This window comes from Pseudarcicella hirudinis (assembly GCF_900115665.1).
Lineage (GTDB): Bacteria > Bacteroidota > Bacteroidia > Cytophagales > Spirosomataceae > Pseudarcicella > Pseudarcicella hirudinis.
In genome coordinates this window covers 182,434-195,933 of sequence record NZ_FOXH01000011.1, presented here as the reverse complement: position 1 = coordinate 195,933, position 13,500 = coordinate 182,434, and the positions used below count along the sequence as shown (strand labels likewise).

Annotated in this window: 11 protein-coding genes; 6 read left to right on the top strand and 5 right to left on the bottom strand. The window is 39.4% G+C overall.

Annotated features, from left to right (window positions below; all coding sequences use genetic code 11):
* The first annotated feature begins 204 nt into the window (after positions 1-204).
* The 4 genes from BM179_RS17890 (at position 205) to BM179_RS17875 (ending at position 5,304) form a co-directional block, all read left to right on the top strand.
* Entirely contained in the window at positions 205-1,461 is a 1,257-nt protein-coding gene (locus tag BM179_RS17890; protein ID WP_092018527.1) for an exo-beta-N-acetylmuramidase NamZ family protein, read from the top strand.
* Positions 1,451-2,395 (top strand): hypothetical protein, encoded by a 945-nt coding sequence (locus tag BM179_RS17885; RefSeq protein ID WP_092018526.1) that lies wholly within the window; start codon positions 1,451-1,453, stop codon positions 2,393-2,395. The genes BM179_RS17890 and BM179_RS17885 overlap by 11 nt, the downstream gene beginning before the upstream one ends.
* Before the next feature lie 84 nt (positions 2,396-2,479).
* Positions 2,480-3,415 carry a sugar phosphate isomerase/epimerase family protein gene (locus BM179_RS17880; RefSeq protein WP_092018525.1) on the top strand — a complete coding sequence of 312 codons (936 nt, stop codon included), beginning with the start codon at positions 2,480-2,482 and terminating at the stop codon, positions 3,413-3,415.
* 293 nt (positions 3,416-3,708) lie between these two features.
* Positions 3,709-5,304 (top strand): hydrolase, encoded by a 1,596-nt coding sequence (locus BM179_RS17875; protein ID WP_092018524.1) that lies wholly within the window; start codon positions 3,709-3,711, stop codon positions 5,302-5,304.
* Between the two features lie 65 nt (positions 5,305-5,369).
* On the opposite strand, the gene BM179_RS17870 is transcribed toward BM179_RS17875, so the two are convergent.
* The 4 genes from BM179_RS17870 to BM179_RS25780 all read right to left on the bottom strand — a co-directional run bounded on the left by BM179_RS17870 (position 5,370) and on the right by BM179_RS25780 (position 9,640).
* A complete protein-coding gene (locus tag BM179_RS17870) occupies positions 5,370-6,266 on the bottom strand; it encodes an arginase family protein (protein WP_092018523.1) in 897 nt (298 codons plus the stop codon).
* A gap of 89 nt (positions 6,267-6,355) precedes the next feature.
* Positions 6,356-7,195 carry a maleylpyruvate isomerase N-terminal domain-containing protein gene (locus BM179_RS17865; protein ID WP_092018522.1) on the bottom strand — a complete coding sequence of 280 codons (840 nt, stop codon included), beginning with the start codon at positions 7,193-7,195 and terminating at the stop codon, positions 6,356-6,358.
* A 93-nt stretch (positions 7,196-7,288) separates the two neighbouring features.
* Positions 7,289-8,506: a hypothetical protein gene (locus tag BM179_RS17860; RefSeq protein WP_092018521.1), complete on the bottom strand. Its 1,218-nt coding sequence runs from the start codon at positions 8,504-8,506 to the stop codon at positions 7,289-7,291.
* A 108-nt stretch (positions 8,507-8,614) separates the two neighbouring features.
* On the bottom strand, positions 8,615-9,640 hold the full coding sequence (locus BM179_RS25780; RefSeq protein ID WP_092018520.1) for an OmpA family protein: 1,026 nt from the start codon (positions 9,638-9,640) through the stop codon (positions 8,615-8,617).
* A gap of 368 nt (positions 9,641-10,008) precedes the next feature.
* On the opposite strand from BM179_RS25780, the gene BM179_RS17850 reads away from it, so the two are divergent.
* Positions 10,009-11,049 (top strand): thioredoxin family protein, encoded by a 1,041-nt coding sequence (locus BM179_RS17850; protein WP_177219443.1) that lies wholly within the window; start codon positions 10,009-10,011, stop codon positions 11,047-11,049.
* A gap of 86 nt (positions 11,050-11,135) precedes the next feature.
* On the opposite strand, the gene BM179_RS17845 is transcribed toward BM179_RS17850, so the two are convergent.
* On the bottom strand, positions 11,136-12,281 hold the full coding sequence (locus tag BM179_RS17845; RefSeq protein WP_092018518.1) for a putative sensor domain DACNV-containing protein: 1,146 nt from the start codon (positions 12,279-12,281) through the stop codon (positions 11,136-11,138).
* 406 nt (positions 12,282-12,687) lie between these two features.
* On the opposite strand from BM179_RS17845, the gene BM179_RS17840 reads away from it, so the two are divergent.
* Complete coding sequence (locus BM179_RS17840; RefSeq protein ID WP_092018517.1) at positions 12,688-13,287, top strand: RNA polymerase sigma-70 factor; 600 nt, start codon at positions 12,688-12,690, stop codon at positions 13,285-13,287.
* Positions 13,288-13,500: the final 213 nt, after the last annotated feature.

Below are 13,500 nucleotides of genomic sequence, written 5' to 3'. Positions count from 1 at the left end.
TCAATGCAAAACCTCAGGATTAAAACTTATTGATTTCAGGAAGTGACGGAAAAGGCAGGTAATAGTCAATACGTATAAAAATTGATGGCATTTCAGTCATTAGTGCAAATCATTCAAGTGTTTAAAAGAAAGGTAAGGATGTTTTTTATTCGATTTTTCCGAATACATCAGCTAATTTTAATATTTTAGAACAAATAAAAGACAATGTTTCGATTCATCAAAAAACCTTACCTAATTACTTTCCTGTTTTTTATGAGTGCCTGTTCTTCATCAAAGTTTCAATCATATCTGAAAGGAGCAACTTTGTATGGAAGAGACGGGGATAATTGTTCATGTCATAATTCACCCAAATTACCTGTTGATCATTCTGTTAAAACAGGAGCAGACAGAATTGTTGAATTTCTCCCTGACCTTAAAGGCAAAACGGTTGCCCTGGTTGTAAATCATACTTCTACTATTAAAAGAACCCACCTGGCAGATTCATTATTGTCGCTGGGCGTAAAAATAAAGACAATTTTCGCGCCTGAACATGGTTTCAGAGGTACTGCGGATGCCGGAGAACATGTTTCAAACGGAATAGACAGGAAAACGGGTCTGCCAATTGTTTCACTTTACGGATCAAATAAAAAGCCTGCCCCCGGACAGCTGGAAGGAATTGATGTAGTGATTTTTGATATTCAGGATGTAGGAACCAGGTTTTATACCTATACTTCCACTATGCACTATGTTATGGAAGCCTGTGCCGAAAACAATAAAACGCTGATGATTCTGGACAGACCGAACCCCAATGGTCATTATGTTGATGGTCCGGTTTTACAGAAAAAGTTCTCCTCTTTTGTAGGATTAAATCCTGTACCCATCGTACATGGCTGTACTGTGGCAGAACTTGCACTTATGATTAACGGAGAGAAATGGCTGAAAGACGGAAATGAGTGTAAACTAAAGATCATAACCTGTCTGAATTACAAACATTCAATGCCTTATGCTCCGCCGGTTGCTCCTTCCCCGAATTTGCCGAATCTTCAATCAATTCTGTTATATCCTTCTATTTGCCTTTTTGAAGGAACGGTGGTAAGCGTAGGAAGGGGAACGGATACCCAGTTTCAGGTAATCGGATCGCCGGATCCTGAAAACGGAACTTACACATTTACGCCTGTGGAGAAACCCGGAGCGAAGAATCCACCCCTGAAAGACACGCTTTGTTATGGGCTGGATTTAAGAACGGTTAATGCAAGAAAAGAAAAGTTTACCCTGAAATATGTGCTGGATCTTTATCAGAAATCAACACAGAAAGATAAATTTATTAACCGACCTAAATCCTTTGATCTTTTGGCGGGATCAGATTCCCTGCGAAAACTGATTCAATCCGGGTATTCTGAAAAAGATATACGGAAAACCTGGCAGACCGACCTGGATAAGTACAAAAACATCAGAAAGAAATATTTATTGTATGCAGAATAAACCTGGCAGCCAGTTTATTATCGGTAACCGGCGGCTTATATTAAATTGGCGATTATGGCTTTCACAGCTTATTTTTCTGCTGATTGTAGTACTCATTTTAGTAGAAGTTATTCACCGGAATGCTCCTGAATATCATAATGGTTACCTTGAAACAATCGTTGATAAACACAAAAGACTGGATTCAATTCCTGCTCCGAGAATTATTCTCGCAGGAGGATCAGGCTGGGCTTTCGGAATAAACAGTAAGCTGGTTGAGAGTGATTTTGATATTCCGGTGGTTAACCTGGGGCTGGATGAAAATCTGGGTTCAGCGTTTATAACCAATGAATTAATCCGCTTTGCTAAAAAAGGAGATATTGTGGTGTTGAGTACCGAGTATTCCATGACAGTTGCGGGTAATGATTCCGTTAAAAATGAGTTAATTTATGCAGTGCCTTCGGCAGCTCAGCTTTTAGAAAATGAATCAGTGGTAAAACGTTTTTTTGCGGACAGAATCATTAGCCTCCGGAATTTCTGGAACTCTCAAAGACTGTCGATTTATACCCGAAACAATTTTCTGCCAAACGGAGATTTTATAGGGCATCTTGATTTGAAAAACTCACCGGTTCCGATTGATTCTCTTGATAGCCAGCTGGATTTTTCGAGTCAGATAAAAGACCTCAACCGCTTTCTAACCTTTGCCTCAACTCATGGGATTAAAGTTTATTATGTCTTCCCGGTTTATCCGGAAAAGTCATTTGAACGGAATTATGATGCGATAAAAGTGGTGGAAAGCCAGATGAGAACAATGCTTAAAGCTGAGATTATTGGCAGACCTGAGGATGCAGTAATTGATGATTTGTATTTTTATGACTCTCCTTATCATCTTAATACCGATGGAAGAAGAATCATGACCCAGAGGCTTATTCAGGCATTGGAAGACAGGTTGGATTAGTGTGGCGGGAGGAATCGGATCTGACCGGGATTTGCATGAAATATTGAAAGAATAATATATAAAAGCCGAAACCATCTCCAGACTATGACAATATCAAGACGGGAATTTCTTTCTCAATCCGCTTTGGGAAGCCTGGCTTTTGCCAGTCCATCTGCTCTTTCTGATCAGGTGCCAGTTACCAAAGAAGTTCAAAAGCCATTTAAATTAGGTATTTCCAGTTACTCGTACTGGCATTTCAAAACCCCGAAAGTTCCCCTGGATTATGTAATTGATGAGGCTGCCAGAATAGGAGTAGAGGGCGTTGATTTACTGCATCGTCAAATGGAAAGCGATGACAATGCGTATTTACAAAAGATTAAAAGACATGCATTTATCAATGGCATAGATCTTATCGCTCTTTCTATTCATCAAAGCTTCGTGACGCCTGATAAAGATGAATTGCAAAAAAATATTGACCATACGATTCACTGTATCGAATTAGCCTATAAAATGGGTATTCCCTGTATGAGGCTTAATTCAGGAAGATGGGGAACTACCAAGTCTTTTGATGACCTGATGAAGAACCGGGGGGTAGAAGCACCTATTCCGGGTTATACTGAGGATGATGCCTTTAAATGGTGTATTGACGGTATTCAGAAATGCCTTGCTAAAGCTGAAGAATGTGGTATTTTGCTGGCTTTGGAAAATCACTGGGGACTTACTTCCACACCTGAAGGACTTCTGCGAATCAAAAATGCTATACCTTCTCCCTGGTTAGGGGTGTTGCTTGACACTGGTAATTTTTTGGAAAATCCTTATGAGAAACTGGAGAAAGTTGCTCCTTATGCTTCATTTGTTCAGGCAAAAACCTACAATGGCGGAGGAGAATGGTACAGCCTGGATCTGGACTACAAACGGATATTTGACATTCTTCGTAAAGCCAGTTATAAAGGATACGTTTCTCTTGAATTTGAAGGAAAGGAAAAAGCAGAAACCGGAGTCAGGAAGAGTATTGAAATGCTGAGGGAAGCAATGAAATAAATAACCAAAGGGTTGATTTTCAGAATCAGCCCTTTTTTATTTGATCGATCCCGGTTTTTGTAATAAAAATCAACCCTTAAAGCTTTTCCTGCCAAGAAAATTTCAGAGAAGTGCATGAATTTTAAATCAGGAATTATTTGGAAGATTTGTAAAATAATAATAAATTAACATAAGTAATTCTGCGCTCTTAATTGTTTTTCGGAATATTGCCAAACAAATCGCAGCGTTTGTAATCCACCTTATTGTCTTATTCTTCGTATTATTTCACTTATTCTTAAAACCATTTAATCTTTATGCTCTCATTTTCTAAATTTAAGTATTCCTTCGTGGCCTTTGCGCTGGCAGGCTCATTTTTGGTTGGTTGTCACAAAACTGATGATCTTAATCCTACTACCAATCCGGTAAGAAGTTCCGGCCGTACCGCTGCTGTTTCTTTGACAGAAGGATTTGAGGTTGGTTCAACAAGTCCTAAAACTGCATATGACGTTGCTCCGGCAGGATCAAGCAGCGGTGACAATGTTACTTTGCAGGGTAAATCATGGAATATGTATGACGCACTTGTCGGAAACCTTAGTGCTGATTTAAAAGCAGGTTCATGGTCTGCCAGAATCCGTAATACCGGAAAAATCACGATGCTTTTTGACGTAACTACCGGAATCAGTACAGTAACAATCAAACATGGTACTTACGGAACTGATACGCCAAGTACATGGGGTTTATGGTATTCTGTGAATGGTGGAAGTACCTGGACGCAGTCTGGTTCAAACATCACAACCAGCTCTACGCTTCAGACGCAGTCTTTTACTATTTCATTAACAGGAAATGTTCGTTTGGAAATTCGTAAACTTTCAGGTTCAAGTAACCGTATTAACATTGATGACATTACGATCAATGATAATGGAGGAACCGGTGGCGGCGGAGGTATTACAGGTAAAAAGTTCCTGTTTGACGCCAGCAAGAGAGAAAATGCAGGAAGTGCTGACTGGCAGATTGATGCTGACGGAACAGAAAATGTACCCATTTATACGGGAGGAACAACGGTTGAAACAGCCGCTCAACGTTTCCCTACACCATCATATACAGGTATTACGTCAAGTACACCTGAAACTTACTGGAGAGGTGGAATGTCTGCCTGGGCAGTTGATCTGGTAAAACGAGGACAATTGGTTGAAACACTTCCAAACGGAGCTTCAATTACTTATGGTGATGCTTCTAATGTTCAGGATTTAAGTAATTATGATGTTTTTGTGGTAATTGAACCAAACCGTCTGTTCTCAGCTGCTGAGAAAACAGCCATTATGAATTTTGTTTCTAATGGCGGAGGTTTAATGATGGTAGCAGATCATACTGCCGCAACAACTGCCGGAACAGATGCAAATGGTTACAATCCTTCAGACAGAGATGGTGACGGATATGATTCGCCAAGAGTCTGGAACGATTTGATGACCAATAATGGCATTAATAACAGCAATCCGTTCGGTTTTGTAGTTGATTATGTTGACATCAGTGAAAAACCTACCACTAATGTTTATACCGGAACAAATACTTATGCGCAGACGGTATTAAACGGTTTGGCTGGTACTGCTTCAAAACTGGCTTTCTATAATGGTACAACTGCAACACTTTATCCTGCAAATAATGCCAATGTACAAGGTTTATTCTGGAGAATGAGCAGTACAGTAGGCAGTAACACCAGCGTAATGGCCGTGCTTTCAACTTATGGAACAGGCCGTGTTGTTTTTGTAGGTGACAGCTCTCCTTCTGATGACGGAACAGGAGATCCTAATGATAATTTATTCAATGGCTGGTCAGGTGATTCACCTTCAGGATATACTTCTCATCCGGCTTTACACATCAATGCTTCTCTTTGGTTAGCAAAAGCTCAGTAATTTGCTTTATTACAGAAAAATGGCCCGGGAATCGTTCCGGGCCATTTTTCTTTTGAGATGCTTCTTCACTGTACCGGAATTTCCCTGATAAGCGGACCGATATGATCTATGAATTCCCTGGTATATCTGCCATCCCGGTCGAGATCGGGATCGAGAATGGTAATCTGAAGCCCGGTGAACTTCTCATGTTTTAACAGTTTTTTCAGCATTTTTGCTACTTCTTCATAGCTGAGTCCTCCCGGTTCGGGGCTGTCAACTGCCGGCATAATGTCGTTGTTTAAAATATCCACATCGAAATGTACCCAAAAACCATCTAATTCTTCTTCAATCACCATTTCCAGAAAAGTTTCGACGCAATTTTCCGGACCGGATTCCCGAAGTCTGTTTAAATCGAAATAATGAATGGCTGATTCCTTTATTGGCCGGACATAATCCTCGTCATATTCTCTGTTTCCGACACACCAGATGTATTTTTCCTGAACATAAGGATTCTGACCATCTATGTCGGTTAGTTTATGAGGGCCTTTTCCGGCAGCTATTGCTAAATCCATACCGGCGGCGCCTCCGGTTTGAGAAAGCTCCGGCAGCATATAATCCGTATGTCCGTCCATATAGAAAAGGCCATATTTTCCCAGCTTTTTCAGTCCTAGCATGTTCCCGATTAAAATGCTGCAATCACCTCCCAGAACCAATGCTTTTGAGCCTTGCTTTACCACTTCTGAAAGTATTCCAGCCTGTTTTCCGGCATATGCCGCAATGGCATCAGCATTTCTTATTCCGGTTTCCGGATCAAGGTACATACTATAAGCAGGCGCTTCGAGGTTGTGGATTGCCTTTGGACTAATTAAATCATGAAAACCGTGTTTTTTTAACCAGAAGGGTAATTTCCTTACACCGGGTTCTTTGCCGGGTTCAGGTTCCTTTAACCCAAGATTAAACGGGGATTCAATAATTTCTATCATTTTATCAGTATTTATGGCTGATTATTTCCGGGGAAAGATTGATTTAAAAGCTCCGGAAAGTTGTTTGTTTCGCTTTCCGGAATTTGAAATTATGCCATTACAGTCAGCATATCGAATATTTTTCCCCCAAGTTGCTCATCACCATTTATATTTACATGTTTTCGGGCAGTTTCTTTATTAAGGCCTTTGGTGAAAATTCTCCAGGCGACTTCCTTTTCAATTACTACCCGGGAAAGGGGTAAAACTGTGCATTTTTTCAATAGATTCCATGAGATGCCATCATATTGTAAAAACCAGTTTTCGTCCTTTTCAAGCGGAATGGTAAATTGTATTGCATCATCCTGCCGGCCTGCAACTTCCCGGTAATGATAGGGTAATGCTTTCATACAGGTTTCCAGAAAGGGGAGGTACAATTCTTCTGTATATAACTCCTCTGTCTGCCCGACAGCCAAACGGATTTGCTGCTGATGATGCCATTTTTCTGTGTATTCACGGGCAATATGAAAAGCTGTAGTGGATTCCTCCTCACCGGCCCAGCCTACTGAAAATATAGCCTTTCCGGCAAGATCCAGACTTTGTAAATGTTCAGCATATTCCTTACCGCTTTGCTCTAGCCATTGAATCAGAATGTCAGGACTAACCCGTTTCATAGCTGAAACCCAATCAGCGTTCAGTTTATTGAGATAATCCAGAAGGTCCTGATACGATTCAATTTTTCCCGGAGGATCTCCGAAAAAATGATCTCTTGAAGAAGATAAATTCCTGAGATTCCCGTCCAGTAAATGAGCCGCAATATCTTTTACTTTCCATTTGGGCGCGCTGGTTTGAAGATTCCAGTCTTCCGGAGCAAGCGTTTTAAGAATTTCAATCAGTTTCCTGTCGATTTCAGGAATCAGTTTCGTGGCAAAAACAGGGTCAAACATGCTCATAGCAATACCATTTAAAACATAAAACAGAGAGATATAAATAATGAAATTACGGGAATTATACCGTTTTCTCTATTTTTCTGCATTATGCTCAGGTTAATATCTGTCAGCTTTTCTTTTAATTCTGAAATAACCGTCCTTGATTTTAACCGGAAAAGGCTTGCGGTCTGTATGCTCATGGGGCCTGAAAGCAGCCATGCCATCTCCGCTGAAAGTTCCTTCAACAAAACCGCCAACCAAGTCATATTTGTTAACTTTTACTTTGATATTAATTGCTGAAATACTCCACTCACAGCCATTCCAGCAATTAATTTCGAGCGCAAAAGTTGCCTTTTTTCCACTCATTTCCTCTTCCTTTAAAACCTCAAACTCTCCGGTTTTTCTGATAAATGGAATAGTAATATCAGCAAAAGGATAAGGGGTTCGTTTTTGTGTATCACCATCTTCCTGAACTAATAACCTTGTCACAGCATTTGTCGTGACTTTAGGATCAGGATGATTATTTCTGAGATATGCCTGTTCCATAGATTCAGAATGCTTGATATTGACCTGACTATTGGAAAAATCACCTCCGTCAATTACATATCTGAATACATTTTTACCTTCGAGCGGCCTGGCTAATTCCTGCTCAACCGGTGTGGATGAAGTAATGATTTTCTGATCCAGGAAATTTTGTCCGATCAACGATTTTAATGCTTTCAGGTTTACCTTTTTCAAAAACTCTTCTCTGATTCCTGAAGAGCATCTGATAATCAATTTTAAGGCTTGTATCTGTCCCATTGAAGCCGCAGGATTTTTGGCGGCAAGACAATCAGTTTCATAACCATCGTCAAGTTTCTGACTTTTTGAGACTTTCCAGTTTCCAAGAAATAATTTAGAAGCTTTAGCCCCCCAGATTGTCAGATCAAAGGGAGGAAAATTTCTGAGCTGAGGCTGACTTGATGAATGAGACTGATCTTCAAAGTAATTAATCCAGACCTGAACTTCAATTCTGTTACTGGCTTCCAGTTCTTCAACTTTAGTCATCATATCTTTTTGTTCCCTGTCAAAAGCTTTTCGCCGAAGTTCTGCTTCTGCCGGACTAAGGTCTGAAACATAGGTAATTTTATATTCATGAGGAAAGGGATATCTGACTGCGGCTCCGCCATCATGAAACCATTGAATTCCTTCAATTTTACTTTCATCGTCCACTTTCCATCCATTTAGCTGCTGAGGAAAAGCTTCGTGTAATGCTTGTAAAACCCTCAGACTTTCTGCTGTTTCAGCAGGTAAGGCTGGTCGTCCTTCCTGCGCCAGCACAAGCTGAAACTGCATAATGCATAAGAGAGTGGTGAAAAGGAAAATGCTCATAGCTTTCCTTTTCGTTATATGAATAGAAGTCATAGAAAACGAGGATAAATAGCTTAAATTTAAACCAAAGGATCAGGGCATTTTTAGGAATTCGACTCTCCGGTTCTGGGCTCTTCCTTCGGAAGTAGTGTTATCGCCCACAGGTTTGGTTTCTCCAAATCCTTTGGCTGAAAGCCTGGTTGTTTCTATGCCCATGCTTACCAATTGATCTTTTACAGCATTGGCCCTTTTCTGAGATAAAGTAAGATTTGCGGCATCATCACCATCAGAATCTGTATATCCGTCCACCTCAAATTTAACGGTCGGGTTAGCTTTCATGAATTTGGTTACTTCATTCAGAATACCCATACTTTCGTTTTTCAAACCGGCTTTATTTACTTCGAAAGTAATAGCACTTGTGACAAATTTTCCTTCAGTCAATGCTTTGTCTATGAGGTTCATATCTCCACCTTCTGCCAGACGGAAGTTCTTGAAAAACATATTCATTCCCTCACTTGCATTTCCTTTAATGGCCAGAGACGTCGCCTTAAAGTTGCATTCCGGTACAGTGAGTACTCTATGCTGATTGATATAAACTTTCAATTGGTTATTTTTGAAAGCCAGAGCAATGTGATGCCATTTGTCATAAAAACTCTCGCCTTTAATATCTGAAGGATTGTCACCGCTAAGATTTCCTCCCGGATATGAAAAGTCTATCTGAATACTGCCAGGAGTCAGAATTGCCACTTCATCACCATTCCTGAAACTCAGTATTACTCCCGGATTTCCGTCATATTTTGCATCAAGATAATAATCGAACTCAATGGTATAATTTGAAGGGAGATAAGTGGGGGATTTCATTCTTGGACTTATGATGGTATAGTATTTAAGAACTGAGAAGAATTTCTCATTATTCTGGATATTGATTACTCCCTGGCCTCCTTCCAGTTTCCAGTGAGAAGGAAATTCTCCATCTTTATCTTTGGCAAAATCGTCCGAAAATATGATTTTATCTCCGGCAATAAAATCGTAATTCTGGTAAGAAGCAGCATTTTGAGCAAGGCAAAAATGTTGTAAAAACATAAAGAAAAGAGCCGGGAAGGATAATTTTTTAAGCATAGTTTTCAATGTTTAACGGTTCGTAAAATAGTTAAAATGCAGGAATCTGTTCAGGAGAAACAACCTGAACGTTTATAGATTCAGAAGGTTAAGTTGTTATACCTCAATATTTTGATTCCGGATAAAAATTACACATTTGATTATTTTTTAACTAAAAATTGATTGGAAATTTTGGGGAATGTTAGTTACTGGTAGTTTCCGGAACTGAGAGGAAAGAAAGAGATATTGAGACTCTTTTCCTGAAAAATCTCTCTTTTAAATAATGATTTGAATCCGTATTTTTGAGATAAATAATCTTAGTATGATCTTAAACTTGTTTTATGTGTAATTTTAAATCGTGTTTTACATTTAATTTCCCCAACCCGGATATGTTTAAAAGAATATTACCCTTACTGCTTCTGCTTTGTTTTTTTACAGAAAGTAATGCTCAAACCAAAGGAATTCATTTTGTTAAAGGAAGCCTGAAAGCCGCTTTTGAGTTGGCCAAAAAACAAAATAAACCTGTTTTTGTAGAAATTTATGCCATCGGATGCCCTCATTGTGAGAACTTTAAAAAGACCTTTGACAACAACCAGGTTGTCGGAGATTATTTTGACAAGCGTTTTGTGTCATATCAGGTTGAGGTTAATTCTGAGGAAGGAAGGGCTTTCCGTAAGAAGCACAATATTTATGTGTTGTCAACCCCTATGATGAGCTTTTGGGATAAAGATGAAAATCTGCTTCATATTCAGGTTAGCGGTGATGAGCAAAATAATGAGGCTTCTCTGAAAGATATGGCTGACCGTGCTATTGATCCCGCTAAACAATTTGCTTCCTGGAAAAATTATTTTGCACAAGGGGTTCATGATGATAATTTTCTCATTGAGTATGGCTATACCTGCAGAATGATTTGTGACACTTTGCAGAATATCGCTGCAATGAATGTATATGCACAAAAGCAAAAAGCCAGCAATTTTAACAGCCCTTCGAATTTTGTGGTTATTCAGAAAGTTATCATGGATGATGACAACCTGATTTTCAAAAATATGATGGAAAATCTGGACAGTTTTTATGCGAAATATGGCAAAAAAGAAGTGATTACTGCCGCCGAGAATGTAATCATGTTTAGCCTTTACAGTGGAAGAGCAAAGGATTTTTCTGTAGCCAAGCTGGAGGAAATGAAAAATAATCTGAAAAAAATGGGCGTACCGGAACAGGCAGTAGGCGCAAGATTTTTGCTGGCGGAGACTAAAGCCTATTTTAAAGAAGGAAATGCTGAAAAAGCGACAGACTTAATTGACAGGTTTTATAAAGGCGTGAAAGTAATTGATAAAAAGGATGCTCAGTTTATTGAGAAATATGTGAGAGAAAATACCAGAGATGAAAAGAGCATTAATAAATTAAACTGGATTTTTAAGAACGGAAAATAAGTATAATGTACTGATAAACAGTGAGTATTAAGCTGTTTCAGGTATTGGAAGAACCCGGAGCGTATCTTAACACGCTCCGGGTTTTTTTATAATAATAAGACATCAATTCTGTGGGCATGGACCATTTCAAGAACAGGAGACCATGCGAAAATGGTGAATCTGCCATCCTGTGAAGCAACCATTGCCATAGAATCCCGTTGATCATAAACAAACTGAGCAGCAGATAAATGTCTCGTTCCTCCGTTTTGGGAAGGATGAATGATAACCGGAGAAGCCCCGACAACCGGTTCTGTAGTAATGAGTTGCTCAATAGACCGGCCATCTTCCGAACGGGTAATTTTAGCACCGAAAGCCAGCAATTCATGGTCCTGATTAATCACAGTTGCCCCGTCAACTGCGGTGAAACCTCCTACAATGTCCACCATTCTCCGCAAAGATTCCTGCCATAAAAGCTGATTCTTTTTGCTGTCAATGTCAACGCTCATCAAATCTTTAATTCCGGTGAAAGCAGGAACGATAGGGTAGGAAATCGGATGCACGATGGAGTCAGACCATGTTTTTGATTCTGTGGGAACGATTAAAAGAATACCACCTCGCCCATGTTCACGCATGGAAGTCGCCAGTTCGACCAGAACATTGACAGAATCACTGAGAAAGGAAGGCAATGGCATTCCTAACAGGGAATTTAACAAAGCCGGACAATCAGATAAACTTGAACTTTGTTCATCCACAACTTTTACCTGATCGCCTTTTAATACAGCGATGTTTACAAATTTTCCAAAACCATCAATTCTCCGGTGCTTGATTACCAGTAAACCCGGCTCTATGACTTCAAGAACCAGACAAACTCTCGGAAGGACAGTGGTAGTACCCCAGACATAGAGGTGGTCATCATCATACCAGACTCCCAGATGAACCCCCGGCCTTTTAACTGCCGGAGCGAGTTTGGTCAGGTTGTATGGTGTGAGAGAAAGCCGTCTTTCAAAAATCAAAGGATCTCCTGCCAGATCCGGTGGAAGGAGTGCCAGTGAAATATTGGGAGAATGACCTTCTTCCCGTTGAAGACTTGCCCAAAAAGTAGCATCAATAATTGATTCGATAGCTTTTGCTTTGGGTTCAGGGGTTAATTCTGTAACTCCCCGCATCCTTGCCGTAGCAAGGTGATGGGCAAAATGTGTTTCGATGGTATCGGCTACAGCGATTGCAGCCTGATAAGTTGCTTCTGAAAACATGGGTCAAAGTTAACTTTTAATAAGACTTCTTTTCAGGATTTGCGGAGATATACTTTGAAATATCTGATAAAAATGCCTGATTTTATAACTTCAGAACAATTTCCTGTCTGGGATAGCCGTCTGAAATATTACCAATTTCAAACCGGAATGTTTGTCCTTCCTATGCCTGAAAACCTTCATTTATCAAAAAAAGAATAAGGTTTACCGGATTTTATCAGATAACCTCTTCCGGCTCATTTTTACCTAATAATTTAAGACATAGGCTTTTTTAAGGAACAAATCCTCTTTTAAAAAAAGTTCTGATACAGCAAAGATGAAAAACCTTTTCATTTGGGAAAAAAAAGTGATTACTTTGTATTATTTTTATTTCCACAAAAAAGAGTAGTCATAAAGCAAATTAGACAGATTGGAAAAAATTAAACAAAATACTTCAGTTTTGGGCGATTGGACAGATATGCAATTGCTGACATCTTTGAATGAGGGATCCCGTGAGGCCTTTTCTGTGATCTATGAACGATATTGGTTTAAACTTTACAGATTAGCTTATAAAAAACTTGATTCTAAAGAGGCAGCAGAAGAATTGGTGCAGGATATTTTTGTGGGTTTGTGGCAAAAACGTGAGACCCTCGAAATACGACAGCTAGAAAACTACCTTTTCAGAGCTGTTAAATATTCGGTGATTGATATCATAGAGTCAAAAGCTGTGCATGAGAAATTCGTGGCTTATTATGAAGTATTTACAGATCAGACAGACCAGAATGCAGATGAAGACCTTGCGTTGGTGGATCTGACAGAGGCCATTGAAAAAGGATTGATGGATCTCCCTGAAAAATCTCAGGAAGTCTTTAAATTAAGCCGTTTTAACCATCTTACAATTCCGGAAATTGCTCAGAAACTTTCTCTTTCTGAAAAAGCTGTAGAATACCATCTTTCTAAAGCACTTAAGGTCCTTCGCGTTTCATTGCGCCATTTTGCTACTTCATTCCTTTTGTTTCTCGTTTCATGATTATCGCCTGGCCTGTGATGATACAGGCGATGGTCTGACCCCTCTAGTTTGTTTCTCTGCCTTGGTTTATGTCTCCGTAAATCAGTTAGGCGATTTATTGCTTCACTTCTGATGACACAAGGTTTGGCAAACATCAGGATTAATAGTATTATTTTAACAAAATTCAAGTCAAAATAGTATTGATATATAAATATTTAAAGAATATTTAAAAAT

Bases quoted from the DNA above. Each gene is read 5' to 3' on its own strand.
- BM179_RS17890 (WP_092018527.1), top strand. From the start codon at position 205: ATGTTTCGATTCATCAAAAAACCTTACCTAATTACTTTCCTGTTTTTT.
- BM179_RS17885 (WP_092018526.1), top strand. From the start codon at position 1,451: ATGCAGAATAAACCTGGCAGCCAGTTTATTATCGGTAACCGGCGGCTT.
- BM179_RS17880 (WP_092018525.1), top strand. From the start codon at position 2,480: ATGACAATATCAAGACGGGAATTTCTTTCTCAATCCGCTTTGGGAAGC.
- BM179_RS17875 (WP_092018524.1), top strand. From the start codon at position 3,709: ATGCTCTCATTTTCTAAATTTAAGTATTCCTTCGTGGCCTTTGCGCTG.
- BM179_RS17870 (WP_092018523.1), bottom strand. From the start codon at position 6,266: ATGATAGAAATTATTGAATCCCCGTTTAATCTTGGGTTAAAGGAACCT.
- BM179_RS17865 (WP_092018522.1), bottom strand. From the start codon at position 7,195: ATGAGCATGTTTGACCCTGTTTTTGCCACGAAACTGATTCCTGAAATC.
- BM179_RS17860 (WP_092018521.1), bottom strand. From the start codon at position 8,506: ATGCAGTTTCAGCTTGTGCTGGCGCAGGAAGGACGACCAGCCTTACCT.
- BM179_RS25780 (WP_092018520.1), bottom strand. From the start codon at position 9,640: ATGCTTAAAAAATTATCCTTCCCGGCTCTTTTCTTTATGTTTTTACAA.
- BM179_RS17850 (WP_177219443.1), top strand. From the start codon at position 10,009: ATGTTTAAAAGAATATTACCCTTACTGCTTCTGCTTTGTTTTTTTACA.
- BM179_RS17845 (WP_092018518.1), bottom strand. From the start codon at position 12,281: ATGTTTTCAGAAGCAACTTATCAGGCTGCAATCGCTGTAGCCGATACC.